General features: G+C 47.8%; 13 protein-coding genes. 8 read left to right on the top strand and 5 right to left on the bottom strand.

The window, feature by feature from the left end; genetic code table 11:
- Positions 1-72: 72 nt before the first annotated feature.
- The 3 genes from xerC to dapF are packed head-to-tail and all read right to left on the bottom strand — an operon-like array spanning position 73 to position 2,496.
- Complete coding sequence (gene xerC, locus LEUMU_RS0117720; protein WP_022953639.1) at positions 73-981, bottom strand: tyrosine recombinase XerC; 909 nt, start codon at positions 979-981, stop codon at positions 73-75.
- Positions 971-1,669, bottom strand: a complete 699-nt coding sequence (locus tag LEUMU_RS0117715) for a DUF484 family protein (RefSeq protein WP_022953638.1) — start codon at positions 1,667-1,669, stop codon at positions 971-973. The genes xerC and LEUMU_RS0117715 overlap by 11 nt, the downstream gene beginning before the upstream one ends.
- Entirely contained in the window at positions 1,666-2,496 is an 831-nt protein-coding gene (dapF, locus tag LEUMU_RS0117710; RefSeq protein WP_022953637.1) for a diaminopimelate epimerase, read from the bottom strand. Before dapF ends, LEUMU_RS0117715 begins: the two co-directional genes overlap by 4 nt.
- 209 nt (positions 2,497-2,705) lie before the next feature.
- Between dapF and LEUMU_RS0117705 the strand changes: the two genes are divergently transcribed.
- The 8 genes from LEUMU_RS0117705 to LEUMU_RS0117670 are packed head-to-tail and all read left to right on the top strand — an operon-like array spanning position 2,706 to position 9,966.
- Positions 2,706-2,936 (top strand): sulfurtransferase TusA family protein, encoded by a 231-nt coding sequence (locus LEUMU_RS0117705; protein WP_022953636.1) that lies wholly within the window; start codon positions 2,706-2,708, stop codon positions 2,934-2,936.
- Positions 2,937-2,995: 59 nt separating this feature from the next.
- Positions 2,996-4,174 (top strand): 8-amino-7-oxononanoate synthase, encoded by a 1,179-nt coding sequence (gene bioF / locus LEUMU_RS0117700; protein WP_022953635.1) that lies wholly within the window; start codon positions 2,996-2,998, stop codon positions 4,172-4,174.
- 59 nt (positions 4,175-4,233) lie between these two features.
- On the top strand, positions 4,234-4,635 hold the full coding sequence (gene fur, locus LEUMU_RS0117695; protein WP_022953634.1) for a ferric iron uptake transcriptional regulator: 402 nt from the start codon (positions 4,234-4,236) through the stop codon (positions 4,633-4,635).
- 9 nt (positions 4,636-4,644) lie between these two features.
- Positions 4,645-6,114 (top strand): 4-hydroxy-3-polyprenylbenzoate decarboxylase, encoded by a 1,470-nt coding sequence (gene ubiD, locus LEUMU_RS0117690; RefSeq protein ID WP_022953633.1) that lies wholly within the window; start codon positions 4,645-4,647, stop codon positions 6,112-6,114.
- Between the two features lie 57 nt (positions 6,115-6,171).
- Positions 6,172-7,635 (top strand): D-alanyl-D-alanine carboxypeptidase/D-alanyl-D-alanine endopeptidase, encoded by a 1,464-nt coding sequence (dacB, locus tag LEUMU_RS0117685; protein ID WP_022953632.1) that lies wholly within the window; start codon positions 6,172-6,174, stop codon positions 7,633-7,635.
- A gap of 36 nt (positions 7,636-7,671) precedes the next feature.
- Entirely contained in the window at positions 7,672-8,697 is a 1,026-nt protein-coding gene (locus LEUMU_RS0117680) for a MotA/TolQ/ExbB proton channel family protein (protein ID WP_157474379.1), read from the top strand.
- Positions 8,687-9,313 (top strand): hypothetical protein, encoded by a 627-nt coding sequence (locus LEUMU_RS0117675; RefSeq protein WP_022953630.1) that lies wholly within the window; start codon positions 8,687-8,689, stop codon positions 9,311-9,313. The genes LEUMU_RS0117680 and LEUMU_RS0117675 overlap by 11 nt, the downstream gene beginning before the upstream one ends.
- Positions 9,310-9,966: a hypothetical protein gene (locus tag LEUMU_RS0117670; RefSeq protein WP_022953629.1), complete on the top strand. Its 657-nt coding sequence runs from the start codon at positions 9,310-9,312 to the stop codon at positions 9,964-9,966. Before LEUMU_RS0117675 ends, LEUMU_RS0117670 begins: the two co-directional genes overlap by 4 nt.
- Before the next feature lie 23 nt (positions 9,967-9,989).
- On the opposite strand, the gene hrpA is transcribed toward LEUMU_RS0117670, so the two are convergent.
- Entirely contained in the window at positions 9,990-13,847 is a 3,858-nt protein-coding gene (gene hrpA, locus LEUMU_RS0117665; RefSeq protein WP_022953628.1) for an ATP-dependent RNA helicase HrpA, read from the bottom strand.
- Positions 13,819-15,045, bottom strand: a complete 1,227-nt coding sequence (locus tag LEUMU_RS28235) for a GGDEF domain-containing protein (protein WP_169446453.1) — start codon at positions 15,043-15,045, stop codon at positions 13,819-13,821. Before LEUMU_RS28235 ends, hrpA begins: the two co-directional genes overlap by 29 nt.
- Positions 15,046-15,172: the final 127 nt, after the last annotated feature.

Genomic DNA, 15,172 nt, shown 5'->3' with positions numbered 1-15,172 from the left:
CGAAATTCTATCAGAGAGCGGCTTTTCATGCAAACTGCTTTTTTCGCTAAATATAGGGTAAATAAGGAAGTTTTAGCCTTTTTCCGGCTTTTTTCGGGCTCTTGGATGCGCCTTATCATACACCGATGCTAAGTGCTGATAATCAAGGTGTGTATAGATCTGGGTTGAGCTGATATCGCTGTGCCCTAAAAACTCCTGCACGGCTCTTAAATCACCGGATGACTGCAGCAAATGAGAGGCAAAACTATGTCGTAGCTTATGCGGATGAATACTCTGCGGAATGCCTTGCTTCTTTTGCCAGTGATTAATTCGCAATTGAATATTCCGGTGACCAATCCCCTTTCCTTGTTTGCTGGTAAATAGATCATTGCTTTGCTGGGCAGCATATTGCGCACGCATGTCTAACCAGTGCCTTAATGCGGTAATGGCATGGCTGCCGACTGGAACCTGACGCGCTTTGTTTCCTTTACCGACAACCATCACGCTCGCTTCATCCAGATTCACGCTGCCAATCTGCAAGCTGGCAAGTTCCGCAAGTCGTAGTCCGGAGGAATAGAACAGCTCCAAAATGGCCTTGTCGCGCACACTGATGAAGTCATCGCCCTGAATGTTCAGTAACTGGGTGACTTGTTCAATATCCAGCGTTTGAGGAAGGTGCTTAGTATCTTTGGGCGCACGAATGTCAATGGCTGGGTTGACGCTCTGCAACTTGTGCTTAATGCGGTAGTTGTAATAACTGCGTAGCGATGACAGTTTGCGTTGGATGGTCGAAGAGCTGATTCCTTGGCGATGTAGCTGGGTAATCCATTGCCGTACCTGATATTCCAACACAGCATCTAATACGACAGGTGTTTCCTGTTTTGCCAGCCATGCAGAAAACTGTAACAAATCCCGCTCATAGTTTTCTGAGGTATGCGGGGAGTAGCGACGCTCATAGCGAAGGTACTCCAGAAAATCCTGTAGTGGGTTCTCAGTGCTCAATGTGTTGTGCGATCGCTGTTGCGATTAGCTCACCGAGGAGACTTAAAAATACGGTGCCCATGCCTTTGTGAAAGCGTTCGGCTTCCAGGCTACCTAATGCCAGTAAGCCAATACTGTGATTGCCTTGCAATGGAATCAGCGCAACCGATTTGATCCGTGGACCATTTTCGCGAAACAGAAAATTTAGCTGGGTATCTTTGCAAGGGCCACAAACGGGTTTAAGCGTGCGGAACAGACCATCAAATTCTTTCATGATCGGATGGGATGTTTTTACGTGATGTAAGCCCGGTAAGTCGACTTCTGTACTGTCATGAAACAGTCGAAAAGCGACAAAGTCTGCGTTGAAATCATCGCGCAACACATCCTGCGTGGTGCTGAGTAATCCATCCAGGTTATCGGCCCGTAACAACTCCAATGTTAGGTGCTGCAAACGCTTCATGATTTGCTCATTGCTGCGTGCGGCACGAATCAACTCATCTAGCTGTTGTTCAAGGTGCTTATTTTTATCCCGTAATACGGTTGCCTGACGTTCCAACATGGACGTCGCACCGATAACTCCCTGACTAACTTTTAGCGATTCCAGCAAGTCGCTGTGGTCGATTAGAAAATCAGGGTGTTGTTGCAAATAGTCTCTGACAAGCTCGTCATTGAGTGTCGATGGAAGTACCGGTTGAGCCGAAGTATTCATATTGTTATGGTTCCATGGAATACGGTTGCGACAGGGCCTGTCATCATGACAGGGGTGTTTTCACCTGCCCAGTGAATCAGCAAATTGCCAGCCGGCAGTATAACAGTTACCGGAGTGTCTAATAAGCCTTGGAGACGGCCGGCCACGATTGCCGCACAAGCGCCGGTCCCGCAGGCCATGGTTTCCCCAGCGCCCCGCTCATAGACTCTCAGGCGCACTTGATTGCGGTCGATAATCTGCATAAACCCAGCATTCACTTGCTGCGGAAACAGTGGCATTTCCTGAAAAGCTTGGCCAATCTCCGTAACTGAAGCAGTAGCCACATCATCAACTAACATTACGGCGTGCGGATTACCCATTGAGACGGCGGCAAAGGAAATATCCTGATCGGCAAGCCGTGCTTGATAAGTCGTCTGCTGGCTGTCTTGGTTCAGGGGAATCTTCGCAGGCTCCAGTATCGGTAAGCCCATATCAACGGTAACTTGCCTATCACTTTCCAGCTTAAGCACAATCCGGCCACCGGCTGTGAGCACCGGAATTTCTGTTTTATCAGTTAAGCCCTGATCGACTACAAAGCGGGCAAAGCAACGCGCACCATTACCGCATTGCTCTACTTCGCCACCGTCCGCATTAAAAATTCGGTAGCGAAAATCACAATCTGCAACAGGAGAAGGCTCAACCATAAGCAACTGATCGCAGCCAATACCCAAATGGCGATCTGCAATTTGGCGAACCATTTCAGTACTAAGTGTAACGGGATGAGTAACAGCATTGATCACAACAAAGTCATTACCAAGGCCGTGCATTTTTGTAAATTCGAGTTGCATAGAAAGTGCCATAAGCCGCAGCAACGGCTATCTAAAAAGGGTTACGAAATTTGGTTCTATTATGCCATTAATTGGCGATAATCAATTATATATAGCATGATATAGAGTGTTTGGTATTAACGGCAACCCGAATTCATCATTACTGGCGAGCCTGTTTTTTACCGATGTGGTGATAAATATAAGATTTTACTAATGTAGTGGAGAAGACGATGAGTGAGTACGATCAGGAACTGGATGCCACCGGTTTAAATTGCCCTTTGCCAATTTTACGTTGTAAGAAAGCCATGAACGGCATGGAGGCAGGTCAAACCATTAAGGTGATTGCTACAGATCCGGGCGCAGCTAAAGATTTTGAAGCCTACTGTAATCAGACCGGTCACGAGCTACTCAGTAGTGGCGATGAAGATGGTAAGTCCGTCTTTATGATCAAGAAAAACTAGATCATCAACAATGCGTAAAAGGCACCTTCGGGTGTCTTTTTTATTTGTATAATGAGGCGATGAGAAATAATCCTGAACAGCTGCGTGCTTACCTCCAAAGTCAGCAGGAACAGCACCTTTATCGAAAGCCTCGCTTAAATGAGTCAGCGCAGCAGCCGTTGATGCAGATTGATGGCCGCCAAGTATTAGCGTTTTGCAGTAATGATTATTTGGGGCTGGCCAACCATCCCGGAATTGTTGGTGCACTACAATGCTCGGCAGAAAAGTATGGCGTTGGTAGTGGTGCTGCCCATCTAGTTAATGGTCATCATATCGAGCATCAGCGACTAGAAGAGGCGTTAGCAGAGTTCACGGGCCGGCAGCGAGCTTTGCTGTTCTCAACCGGTTACATGGCCAATCTAGGCGTTATTAATGCACTGACCGAGAAAGGCGACGTCATCTTTCAGGATCGCTTAAATCATGCTTCGTTAATTGATGGTGGCCGCTTAAGCGATGCGACTATGTGGCGCTACCGGCATAACGATATCGCTGATCTATCCAGGCGTATGGCGAAAAGCGAGGCTGAGAATAAGTTAGTTGTCACTGATGGCGTGTTTAGTATGGATGGCGATTGTGCGCCGTTAACTGAGTTAGCTACACTCACTCAGCAGCATCAAGGTTGGTTGATGGTGGATGATGCACACGGCTTTGGCGTACTCGGAAAGCATGGTGCGGGTTTAGTCGAACAAGAAGGCTTGAATAGCGACCAAGTACCGGTGTTAATGGCCACGCTTGGCAAAGCCATCGGCACAGCTGGCGCATTTGTTGCCGGAAACGATGATCTGATTGAATACCTGATACAATCTGCGCGCACTTACATATTCACCACGGCCATGCCACCTGCGGTTGCAGCGGCAACGCATTACAGCTTAAAGGTGATTCAGGAAGAAACCTGGCGGCGGGAACAGTTACAATCACTGATTCAACGATTTAAGCAGGGCGCTGCACAGTTGGGTTTGCCAATAATGCCATCAGACACGCCCATTCAACCATTATTGGTGGGTGGCAGTGATCAGGCGATGCGCTATAGCCTGCAATTGCTGGAGCAAGGAATTTTAGTAACAGCTATTCGACCACCGACGGTGCCGGATGGTGAAGCGCGGCTACGTATTACGATTACGGCGGGGCACAGCGAAGTACAGATAGACCAGCTGCTTAATGCACTGGAGAGCTTGCAGATAAGTAAACCGATAGAGTAAGGATAATTGTATCGGTCAGGTGTCTCGGGCACACTGATAAAGATGAGACAGGAGCAAACATGGGTACGAACGAAATCAAACTGGCGGGACTTAAAGTAACGCTGCCACGCACCAGAATTTTGCAGATATTAGAGACCTCAAAAGAGCGCCATATGAGTGCTGAGGATGTCTATCGCATCTTGTTGAATGACAGTGACAGTAATATTGCATTAGCAACTGTGTATCGGGTTTTGACGCAATTTGAAGCGGCTGGCTTGGTGATTCGCCATAACTTTGAAGGCGGCCAAGCCGTGTTTGAGTTGGATAATGGCGAGCATCACGATCACATGGTTTGCCTGAAAAGCGGCAAAATCGTTGAGTTTCACGATGACATTATCGAACAACGCCAGCGTGAAATCGCAGAAGAATATGGCTTTGAGCTAGCTGACCACAGCCTGATTCTCTATGGCGAATTCAAATAAAGGATAAGCATGAAATACAAGGACCTCAGAGACTTCATCGAACAGCTGGAAAAGCAGGGTGAGCTAAAACGGATTGCGGCTGAGGTCGATACCCATTTGGAAATGACTGAAATTTCTGATCGGGTGCTGCGGGCTGGCGGGCCTGCATTGTTATTTGAAAACCCCAAAGGCTATAACACGCCAGTGCTAACCAACTTGTTTGGTACCCCTAAGCGGGTTGCCATGGGAATGGGCGAAGAAAGTGTTGAAGCCTTGCGTGGCGTGGGTCAACTACTCGCCATGCTGAAAGAGCCTGAGCCACCAAAAGGCTTTCGGGATGCGCTCAATCTGATTCCAAAATACCGCAAAGTATTGGACATGGCGCCTAAGAAAATCAGTAAGCCAGCCTGCCAAGCTGTGGTGATAGAAGGCGACCAAGTTGACCTTGGAAAAATTCCTGTTCAGCATTGTTGGCCCGGTGATGTGGCACCATTGATAACTTGGGGCTTGGTGATTACCAAAGGGCCGCATAAAAAGCGGCAAAATCTTGGGATCTACCGCCAGCAAGTATTAGGGCGTAACCGTCTGATTATGCGTTGGTTATCACATCGTGGTGGGGCATTAGATTTTAGGGAATGGCAGCAAGAGCATCCGGGCGAGCCATTTCCAGTGAGCGTGGCATTGGGTGCTGATCCTGCAACCATTTTAGGTGCGGTGACACCCGTACCGGATACCTTATCGGAATATGCGTTTGCCGGTTTATTGCGGGGCTCGAGAACTGAGTTAGCGCAATGTTTAGGAAATGATTTACAGGTGCCGGCATCGGCTGAGTTTGTATTGGAAGGATTTATTTATCCGGATGATATGGCGCCAGAAGGGCCGTATGGTGATCACACGGGTTACTACAATGAAGTGGATAGCTTTCCGGTCTTTACGGTCGAGCGCATCACACATCGTGTTGATCCGATTTATCACAGTACCTACACCGGCCGTCCACCGGATGAGCCTGCAATACTCGGGGTTGCGCTAAATGAGGTATTCGTACCGATTTTACAGAAGCAATTTCCGGAGATTGTCGATTTTTACCTGCCACCAGAAGGCTGCTCATACCGCATGGCGGTGGTGAGTATGAAGAAGCAATACCCAGGACATGCCAAAAGGGTAATGATGGGAGTCTGGTCTTTTTTAAGACAATTTATGTATACTAAGTTCGTCATTGTGGTTGATGATGATATAAATACGCGAGACTGGACGGACGTAATTTGGGCAATGACTACCCGAATGGACCCGGCTCGTGATACGATGATGGTAGAGAATACACCAATCGACTATCTGGATTTTGCATCGCCAGTGTCAGGATTGGGCTCGAAGATGGGGTTTGATGCAACGAACAAGTGGGCTGGGGAAACAACCCGCGAGTGGGGCGAACCAATTACAATGCAGGCAGACGTCAAAGCTAAAGTCGATGATATGTGGTCGGATTTGGGACTTGATCTGTAATTGTGTCGAAAATATAAAATAAAAATAAACACATGAAAGTATAAGGTACTCGTTGAAATGAAATTTAGGGCTATTTTAAAAACATTACTCTGTGCAAGCGCACTCTCGCTAACGATCAGCAGTAATGCAACGGCCGCAGAGCCGATATATCCGCAACTTCCTCCTGAAATCCAGAAGCTATTACGTTCCTCCGGTATGTCTCCGTGGGGAATGAGCGCCTATGTGCAAGCCATTGGCTCGCCAAGACCGCTGATTTCACACAATGCTGAGATTGCACGTAACCCAGCTTCGGTGATGAAGCTACTGACCTCCTACGTTGCGCTAGGGTCATTAGGGCCCAATTATCGCTGGCCGATTGAAATCTCAACCAATGGTCAACTGCAGGCTGGCGTGTTATCCGGCAATGTTTATATTAAAGGTTATGGTGCGCCAGACTTTGATACGAAAGGTTTGCGTGAAATGCTCTCGCAACTGCGCCGCAAAGGGATTCACACGATTCAGGGTCGCCTGATTTTCGATGACACGTTCTTTAATGGTCCGAAAATTGATCCGGGTGCTTTTGATGGTAAACCGTATAGCGCTTACAACGCACAGCCAGATGCGCTGATGTTTAATGAGCGTCTCTCAAAGTTTCGCGTATGGCGCAGTGGCAATAAGATTCATGCCAGCACTTCAACGCCTGCGCACAACTTAAGAATTGTAAATAAGGTTAAGCGCGCGAAGAAGAGCTGTTCAGTCAGAACCAGTGTTTCGCGTGGCAGAGGTGATGCAGTCACCGTAACCTTTAGTGGCTATATGGCGCGTCGTTGTCGTGCGCGTGGTTTTAGTATGGCGGTGACTGATCCGGCCAATACTATGTATTCTGCGATTAATACTATCTGGACTAAAGAGCTTAAAGGCCGCATCAACGCTCAGTTCATGGTCGGTGCAACTCCTGCCAATGCTCGATTGATTCACACGCATTACTCCAAAACTTTAGGTGAATTACTGCCAACGGTTGTTAAAGATAGTAATAACGTGATGGCTCGTCAGTTAATGCGTGCAATTGGTGCTAAGCGCTATGGCGCACCCGGTACACCACAAAAAGGCGCGGAAGGGATTGATGATTACTTGCGTAGTCAGGGATTACAATTCCCCGAGCTGCGTATCGAGAATGGTTCTGGTTTGAGCCGTTATGCACGCGTTAGCACCGCAAGTATTGCTCACCTACTAAGCAAGGCTTACTACGGTCCTAACCGTGATGTTTGGTTGCGTTCAATGGCCGTTGCTGGCGTTGATGGCACCATGAAGGGTCGCTTCAAAAAGTCTGCCGTTCGTGGTCGTGGATTCTTTAAAACCGGAACGCTACGTGACGTACGTGGTATTGCGGGTTATGTGAATGCCGCAGATGGTCGTACTTATGTCGTCTCTATTTTGCATAACGACCCTGCAGCCCGCACCCGTGCCCGCAGCATCCATGATAACTTTATCGAGTGGGTGTTCTGGGGTAAAAGTGGACAACAACTGGCTAAGGGCTACTAAGCTTTCGCCATCTAAATAACGCTGAGAGAATACACTGTGACACAACAAGCTGATTCCCGGGTTTCATTGGCTCCTGCAGCCATGACCCGGCAGTACCCTATTGAACAAGCATTTTTCCAACCGCTGTTATTGGGGGCGATACTGGTCTTAATTCCAGCATTGTTCGTGCATTTTATGCTCGATGTGAGCAGCATGCATCGCGTGTTGAAAATCCTGTTTGGTAACTGGATTTCACCGTTGATTCTTTGGTTTTTTGTGACCAGTTTAATGCACCTATGGTTGAAGCGCGGCAAGTTACGTCGTGAGCAATTACAGAGTCATTTGCTGGTATCAAAAGCGTTACCAGCAATGCTTAAAGAAGCCAATATTGGTGTTGGTGGCAGCGATTTATGGCAGAGATTGCGTCAAAGCGTACCGCTAAAGCTGGTTGGTAATGACAATTTATTGCTGACTCGTTTGCAGCTCTATCTCGGTCAATCGCAAACGGATGCGCAGGTTGATGAAGGCTTTGGAATTACCGAGCGTGAATACATGCGTGGTTCTTTTGCCTTGTCACGCTTTATGGTTTGGGCTATTCCGATCTTAGGTTTCATCGGTACGGTGTGGGGAATCAGTAATGGTATCGCGCATTTCTCCGATGCGATGACATCCACCAACTCAGTGACTGATGTTTCTTCAATGCTGAAAGATAACCTACCATTAGTCACCAATTCACTCGCAACTGCATTTGATACGACCTTGCTGGCTTTGTTGCTTAGCGTACCGTTGATGATGACCATGATTTGGTTGGAAAAGCGCGAAGAAGCTTATCTGATTCAATTAGACCAGCAGTGGTTTCACGAAGTGAAGCCTAGCTTAGTAGCTGAAGTGGGTAATCTATCTACTACTGCAATGACTGGCGAGAACGGTTCTGTTGCATCAAGCATGGCACCGGTGCAGTCGGTCGCTAATGAAATTAAATTGCTCAGCACGCAAATTTCAGCGCTGCAAGAAACGATGGAAGATCTGTATGAAATGATCTTTGAATCGCGTCTGTCTGACTTTAAAAAGCATGACAAGTAAAGCGTCCCGTTACGCCCGTTATCTGCCTCAGGAGAAACTGGAGATAAGCTTATTTCCATTTCTTAGTATTTTCCTGTGCGTGATGGGTGTGTTGTCATTTATCAATATTCTGAGCAGTATTTCGACACCGCAAAAAGTGAAACTCACCATGGAGTTGGAGCAAGGCTACAAGGTTGCTTTCCAGATCTTTACCATGCCAGATGGCGTGATTGTGGTGCCACCGGTAGGTCGTATTCAAGAGCTGCAAAAGGTCGTGGATGATGAATCCAAAGCTTTGCTGGCGATGATTATTCTACGCCGGCAGTCGATGGTTGACCGTGTGATGGATTTGCAGAGCAGCCCGGATATGATCGCGCAACCTCCAGATACTGAAGACGTACTGCTGTGGATGTATGAGATTCGACAGATTAATGAAATGGCATTAAAAGCGAATTTTCTTTATGAAGAGTTTGTGCTGTTTGGCGTATATCCAAATGGCGGACAGGCTTACCAGAAGGTGCGTCAGCTAATGACTGAGTCACCTAATGCACGCAGCATTAGCGTTGGACTTGAGCCGCTGGATGCCAACTGGGCACTGAGTCTGCACAATCAGGCAGGCGCTGGATCAACACCATGAAAAATCTGATCAATGTGGATTCACTGACGGATATCGTATCCAACTCGGTGGGGATTTTGATTATCTTTGCCGTGATCAACTTGATTCACGATAACAATAAAACCTATGAGCTGGAGATTCCGATCGAGCATGAAACGGAATTGCGCCCAGCCTATATCATTAGTAAAGACGACAGGCTTTTGGTGTTAAATACGGAGCAGGTGTTTTTAAATGCGGCGCAGCAAACCAGCAAAGGTGCTGCAGCGAATAAGCGTATTTTTGATCTTGGGTATCAAGGCTTGTTTGCACAGATTGATCCTGAGAAAGGCATTTCTTTCCACGCGCGCGATACTGAAGACTGGTCTAAGTTTACTGAGCTTGAGAAGCGAGATAGCGAGCTACAGAAGCAGCTGAATCAGATCGATCCATCCCAGTATTTTGCATACTTCTTTGTCTATGATGAAACCAACTTGGGCAGTACGGCGGGTAGTGGTTATGAAAGTTTTCGCAACGCTAGAAAGTATCTAAAGACTCGCCAAGTTAAATCAGGCTGGCAGCCAGTCAGTGGCGAGTACCCGCCATCTATTTGCGACCTGACTTATGTGAGTGCTTGTAGCTACTTACCGTCATTCTTGGCTTCTGATAGCGCACCGGCACCTCAGCCAACTCAATAAATAACCGCTTAGACGCCTCTCGTCTAAACGATATCAATCTGCTTCCATTGCTTGCTCAGGCGCTTATCTGAAACCGGCGCGGCCGTTCCCAGCTCCTGAGCAAATAGCGATACCCGAAACTCCTCAATCATCCAGCGATACTGCTGCAGGTTTTCATCGCTCTGTAGCTCCGGCTTCCGCTTAATCAGTTGTTGGTACTGTTCCATATGTTTGGTGACTTGCAAACGCAACTGACGGTCTTTCAGGGGCGACTCACGCAATTTATCTAAACGTCGCTGAATGGCTTTCAGGTAGCGTGGGTACTGGCGCAGTGTGTGTAGGTCGAGATTATCTAAAAACCCTGGGTATACCAGTGTTTCCAGTTGCTGCTTTATATCGCTCAGCGCTTCTAATGATTGCGGGTCGATACTGCCTTTGATGCGCTTACGGATATCGTGAACCGATGGCAAAAAGACAGATAGCTGTTCACAAATCGTCGTGGCGGTAGGAATGAGTTTCGCTTTATTGGACTCTATTTGCTCTTTAAATCCGGCTTCTGTACGAATTGTCTGACAATCAAAAGTTAGTCGGAATGCATTGTCATGAATACTTTTCTTCAGCTCTTCACAGCTACCCGTAGAGGCGTAGTTCAGGCAGAGCTTTTGAATGCCGGGTAAATTCTTCAGTAAATACTGTGACTCTTTACGCAGGCTCAGCATATACAGGCGTCGTAAACCCTGCTGACGCATTGCTTTGGCTTCATTATCAAACAGTTGAATCGCAACTGAGGTCGTGTGATCCACTAATGCAGGCCAGGCTTTAATTTGCATCCCTGCTGTTTTGATCGTCGCATTTTCTGGTAGGTCGCGAAAATCCCATTCTGTGATGTTTTCACGCTCAAGGCTTTGAGTAGCGCGCTGTTGTAACTGCTCGCTGGTGGTTCGTGCCACACCGCCTTTCAAAGCAGCCAGATCACGTCCGGCTTTAATCACCTTACCGGCTTCATCAATAATCGCGAAACGCATGCTGTGATGGTCGGAGAACCGAACCTTTTGCAGCACTTCATTATCAATTTGAGTGCCTGACATGCGATGCAATTGATGAGCAACCGCTGCAATTAAACTGACCTCATCGCTAGGATGAATTGCTTCACAACAGGCTTGCGCGTAATCTGGAGCAGGTACAAATTGTTTACGAATTTGCTTAGGCAATGTACGGATCATTTCTGTCACTTTATCCTGCAACATACCAGGAACCAGATAATCGAAGCGACAGGAATTCAGCTGATGTAGCGCGGCAGCGGGTACTTGTAGGGTAACGCCATCAGTGTCGTTGCCGGGTTCAAAATGATAGCTTAGCGGCAGGCGCATACCATGCACTTCCAGCATATTCGGATATTGCTCTTCGCGTACATGCGAATCATCGCGCTGCATGAGATCTTCACGCGTCATTTTGAGTGCGTTAGGATCTTCTTGTTGCAGTCTTTTCGCCCATTTCTCAAAGGAACGGCCATTGTAAATATGCTTTGGAATACGTTGTTCATAGTATTCAAACAGGATTTCTTCATCGACCAGAATATCGCGGCGACGGGACTTTGCTTCCAGCTCTTCAAGCTCCTCAATCAAGTCACGGTTGTGCTTAATAAAGGCGGCTTTACTATTAAATTCGCTGTAGACCAATGCGTGACGTATAAATATCTCTCGCGATAGCACAGGGTCAATTGGACCGAAATTAACGCGACGTTGTGGGGTTACGGTAATGCCATACAGTGTGGCGCGCTCATCGGCAGCCACTTGTGCGGGCCGCTTCTCCCAGCGCGGTTCGCTGTAAGTACGACGAATTAAATGATCGCCTAGCTTCTCAATCCATTCCGGTTGAATCTTGGCAACGGTTCGTGCAAATAGACGGGAGGTTTCTACCTGCTCAGCCGCCATAATCCATTTGGGCGTTTTTTTACGTAAGCCAGAAGATGGGAAGATAAACAGCTTGCGGCCATTCGCGCCCAAGTATTCTTGTTTCTCTTCCTGTAATGCTACATGCCCCAATAAGCCGGTGAGTAGGCTCTGGTGAATGGGGTCATAGCTCGACTCTTCATTACTGAAAGTGATTTTCTGATCGCGCAAACTCTGGCGTAGTTGGCGGTAAATATCTTCCCATTCACGTAGTCGTAAGTAAGAGAGATATTCCTTTTTGCATAGCTGGCGATACTTGTTCTGGGTGAGCTCTTTTTTCTGTTCCTGAGTGTATTGCCACAGGTTCAGATAAGCCATGAAGTCCGATTGCTCATGCTTATAACGGGAGTGCTTTTCATCAGCCGCTTGCTGCTTATCCAGCGGACGCTCGCGCGGGTCCTGACTGGCTAATGCGCTAACAATAACCAAGACTTCCTGTAACGAGCGAAACTCCTCAGCAGCCAGCAACATGCGCCCAAAACGAGGATCTATCGGTAAATGAGCTAATCGTCGCCCAATTTCAGTGATATCGTAATCTTCATTCACGGCGCCGAGTTCAAACAGCAGTTTGAAACCATCGCGTATCATGCGCATATCCGGCGCTTCTACGAATGGGAATTTCTCTACATCACCCAGCTTCATAATCGCCATCTGCAAAATAACAGAGGCTAGATTAGTCCGTAGAATTTCGGGGTCGGTAAACTCTGGTCGGCTGAGATAATCCTCTTCGCTGTATAAGCGAATGGCAATACCATCACTGGTTCGACCGCAACGCCCTGAGCGCTGATTCGCCGAGGCTTGAGAGACTGCTTCGATCGGTAAGCGTTGTACCCGAGCACGCCAAGAATAGCGGGAGATACGGGCAACACCGGTATCAACTACATAGCGAATGCCGGGTACGGTCAAAGAGGTTTCAGCTACGTTGGTAGCCAGCACAATACGGGCATTTCTTCCGGGTTGGAAAATACGATTTTGCTCGCCGGCAGACAAGCGGGCAAATAAGGGTAATATTTCAGTGCTAGGCGAGTGGTGTTTACGCAACGCCTCAGCCGTCTCGTGAATCTCGCGTTCACCGGATAAGAACACCAAAATACCACCCGGAGCAATGCGCATTAGCTCATCAGTTGCATCGATAATGCCCTGAATCTGATTACGATCAGCCTCATCAGGGTCATCGGTAACTAGTGGGCGATAGCGAACCTCTACCGGATAAGTACGCCCCGAAACTTCGATAATAGGCGCATTACCAAAGTGAGTCGAGAAGCGTTCAGGGTCAATGGTGGCAGAGGTAATGATCAACTTTAGATCTTTACGCTGCGGCAACAGCCATTTGAAATAACCCAGCAGAAAGTCGATGTTCAGGCTTCGCTCGTGAGCCTCATCAATGATGATGGTGTCGTATTGATTGAGGTAACGGTCGCTGCGAATTTCAGCCAGTAAAATCCCGTCAGTCAGTAGGCGAATATAATTATCTTCGCTACCTTCTTCATTAAAGCGGACCTTATAGCCAACGATGTCGCCAAGTGTAGAGTTCAGTTCTTCAGCAATTCGGGTGGCTACGCTTCGAGCGGCAATCCGTCGCGGCTGGGTGTGAGCGATTAAACCGTCGACACCTCGGCCCAGCTCCAAACACATTTTAGGTAGCTGAGTGGTTTTGCCTGAGCCGGTTTCACCACAGATAATCGTTACCTGATTATTGCGGATACACTCGAGAATGTCCTCGCGCCGTTCGCTAACTGGGAGCTCTTCGGGGTAGCGGGGAGTAGGGAGGTTTTGCAGGCGATGTTGCCGGCGTGCGCAGGATGCTTCGATAGCAGCCTGCAGTCCTGAAATAGCAGACTCATCAGGCTTGCGCTGAACCCGTTTGAGACGACGGCTCAACGTGAAACGCTGAGCCCCCTGACATTCAGATAATTTATGTTTAAGTTCTTGAAGCTTCTTTTGCGGCATATTTTTGCAGTACTTGGGCAAGACGTTGTTCGCCGCACTTCTGTTCTGCAATTCGGTTTTGTCCCTGCTGTTTAGCTAGGAACATCGCATTATCAGCGGCATTCATGAGCATCGCAGGGTACATCACTTCCTCTTCAGCGTCATCCGCTTTTTCGGCGTCGGTGCGAGGTGCACAGCAGGAAACACCGATACTAACAGTAACGACATTATAAGAAGAACCGGGGTGAGGGAGCTGTAACATCTCTACTTTAGAGCGAAGTTTTTCAGCTAGCATAACCGCATTTTCCATGGTGGTGTTCGGCAGTAAAACCGCAAACTCTTCCCCACTGTAACGCGCAGCTAAATCGCCCGGACGACGAGTAACTACTTCCATGCATGACGCGATTGCTTTCAGGCATTTATCACCTGCGCGCTCACCTTGCAGTTCATTAAACTGTTTGAAGTTATCAATATCAACTAACAGCATCGAAATCGGTAGTTCATCACGTAATGTACGACGCCATTCATTTTTAAACGTTTGGTCGAAGTAACGACGGTTGGCAATTTGAGTCAAGGCATCGGAGTTGGCCTGACGGCTAAGCGATGCTTGTGTATCACGCAGCTCAATCAACATGGTATGAATGTAGTCAGAAACGACAAACAAGGTCGTCGCTAAAATCGCAATACCGAAGGCCAGTAAGTGTTGGCCTTGATGAGTTGATGTGGCAATCAAAGAGATCAACAGAGGCACGAGTACCGCTAACACTTGAATTGCAAATGATAGCCGTGAAATCGCTAGAACTGAGACAGAGAACAACAGCACACTAAACAATATTAACGCGAGCAGGGCTTGCTCGGCTAGATTTGAGGACAACAGGATAATACCCGAGGCGCCCCAGATGGTATTGATAATGGTGGTAATCAGGATGTATTTATTGGCCCACAGCACAATTTTACCGGGCTCGTAGTAACTACCGGGATTAAACTGTCGACAGACATGAAAACGGTAAAAGCACAGCAGAACCAGCGAAGCTAGCCAGACAATGAAATAAGGATTAGTGCTGCCGTCGGAATTGTGGACATTAAAGAACATTAGCGACACGATCGCTATCAGTATCAGGTTGCCCCAGAAGCTGAGAGAAGTGCGTCGATATAAGGTAGTGACTTGTTCTTGCTTAATTTCCGTCATTACCCCCGACTGGACGGTGTTACTACTCACGGGATAAACCTCTATGGTCGTTGACGCCACCAACCCGAAACCTTGCATAAGGATGGTTTATTTATAATCGGGACGGCTCGTTATTATTATAGGGTGTTAGCGCACCATTCCCCTTGAGCAGCGCGCC

It is taken from the genome of Leucothrix mucor DSM 2157 (assembly GCF_000419525.1).
Lineage (GTDB): Bacteria > Pseudomonadota > Gammaproteobacteria > Thiotrichales > Thiotrichaceae > Leucothrix > Leucothrix mucor.
This window is presented reverse-complemented; position numbering and strand designations above follow the sequence as displayed.

What these genes read in the sequence shown, in the direction of transcription:
- LEUMU_RS0117715 (WP_022953638.1), bottom strand. Translation starts at nt 1,669, where the DNA reads ATGAATACTTCGGCTCAACCGGTACTTCCATCGACACTCAATGACGAG.
- dapF (WP_022953637.1), bottom strand. Translation starts at nt 2,496, where the DNA reads ATGCAACTCGAATTTACAAAAATGCACGGCCTTGGTAATGACTTTGTT.
- LEUMU_RS0117705 (WP_022953636.1), top strand. Translation starts at nt 2,706, where the DNA reads ATGAGTGAGTACGATCAGGAACTGGATGCCACCGGTTTAAATTGCCCT.
- bioF (WP_022953635.1), top strand. Translation starts at nt 2,996, where the DNA reads ATGAGAAATAATCCTGAACAGCTGCGTGCTTACCTCCAAAGTCAGCAG.
- fur (WP_022953634.1), top strand. Translation starts at nt 4,234, where the DNA reads ATGGGTACGAACGAAATCAAACTGGCGGGACTTAAAGTAACGCTGCCA.
- ubiD (WP_022953633.1), top strand. Translation starts at nt 4,645, where the DNA reads ATGAAATACAAGGACCTCAGAGACTTCATCGAACAGCTGGAAAAGCAG.
- dacB (WP_022953632.1), top strand. Translation starts at nt 6,172, where the DNA reads ATGAAATTTAGGGCTATTTTAAAAACATTACTCTGTGCAAGCGCACTC.
- LEUMU_RS0117675 (WP_022953630.1), top strand. Translation starts at nt 8,687, where the DNA reads ATGACAAGTAAAGCGTCCCGTTACGCCCGTTATCTGCCTCAGGAGAAA.
- LEUMU_RS0117670 (WP_022953629.1), top strand. Translation starts at nt 9,310, where the DNA reads ATGAAAAATCTGATCAATGTGGATTCACTGACGGATATCGTATCCAAC.
- hrpA (WP_022953628.1), bottom strand. Translation starts at nt 13,847, where the DNA reads ATGCCGCAAAAGAAGCTTCAAGAACTTAAACATAAATTATCTGAATGT.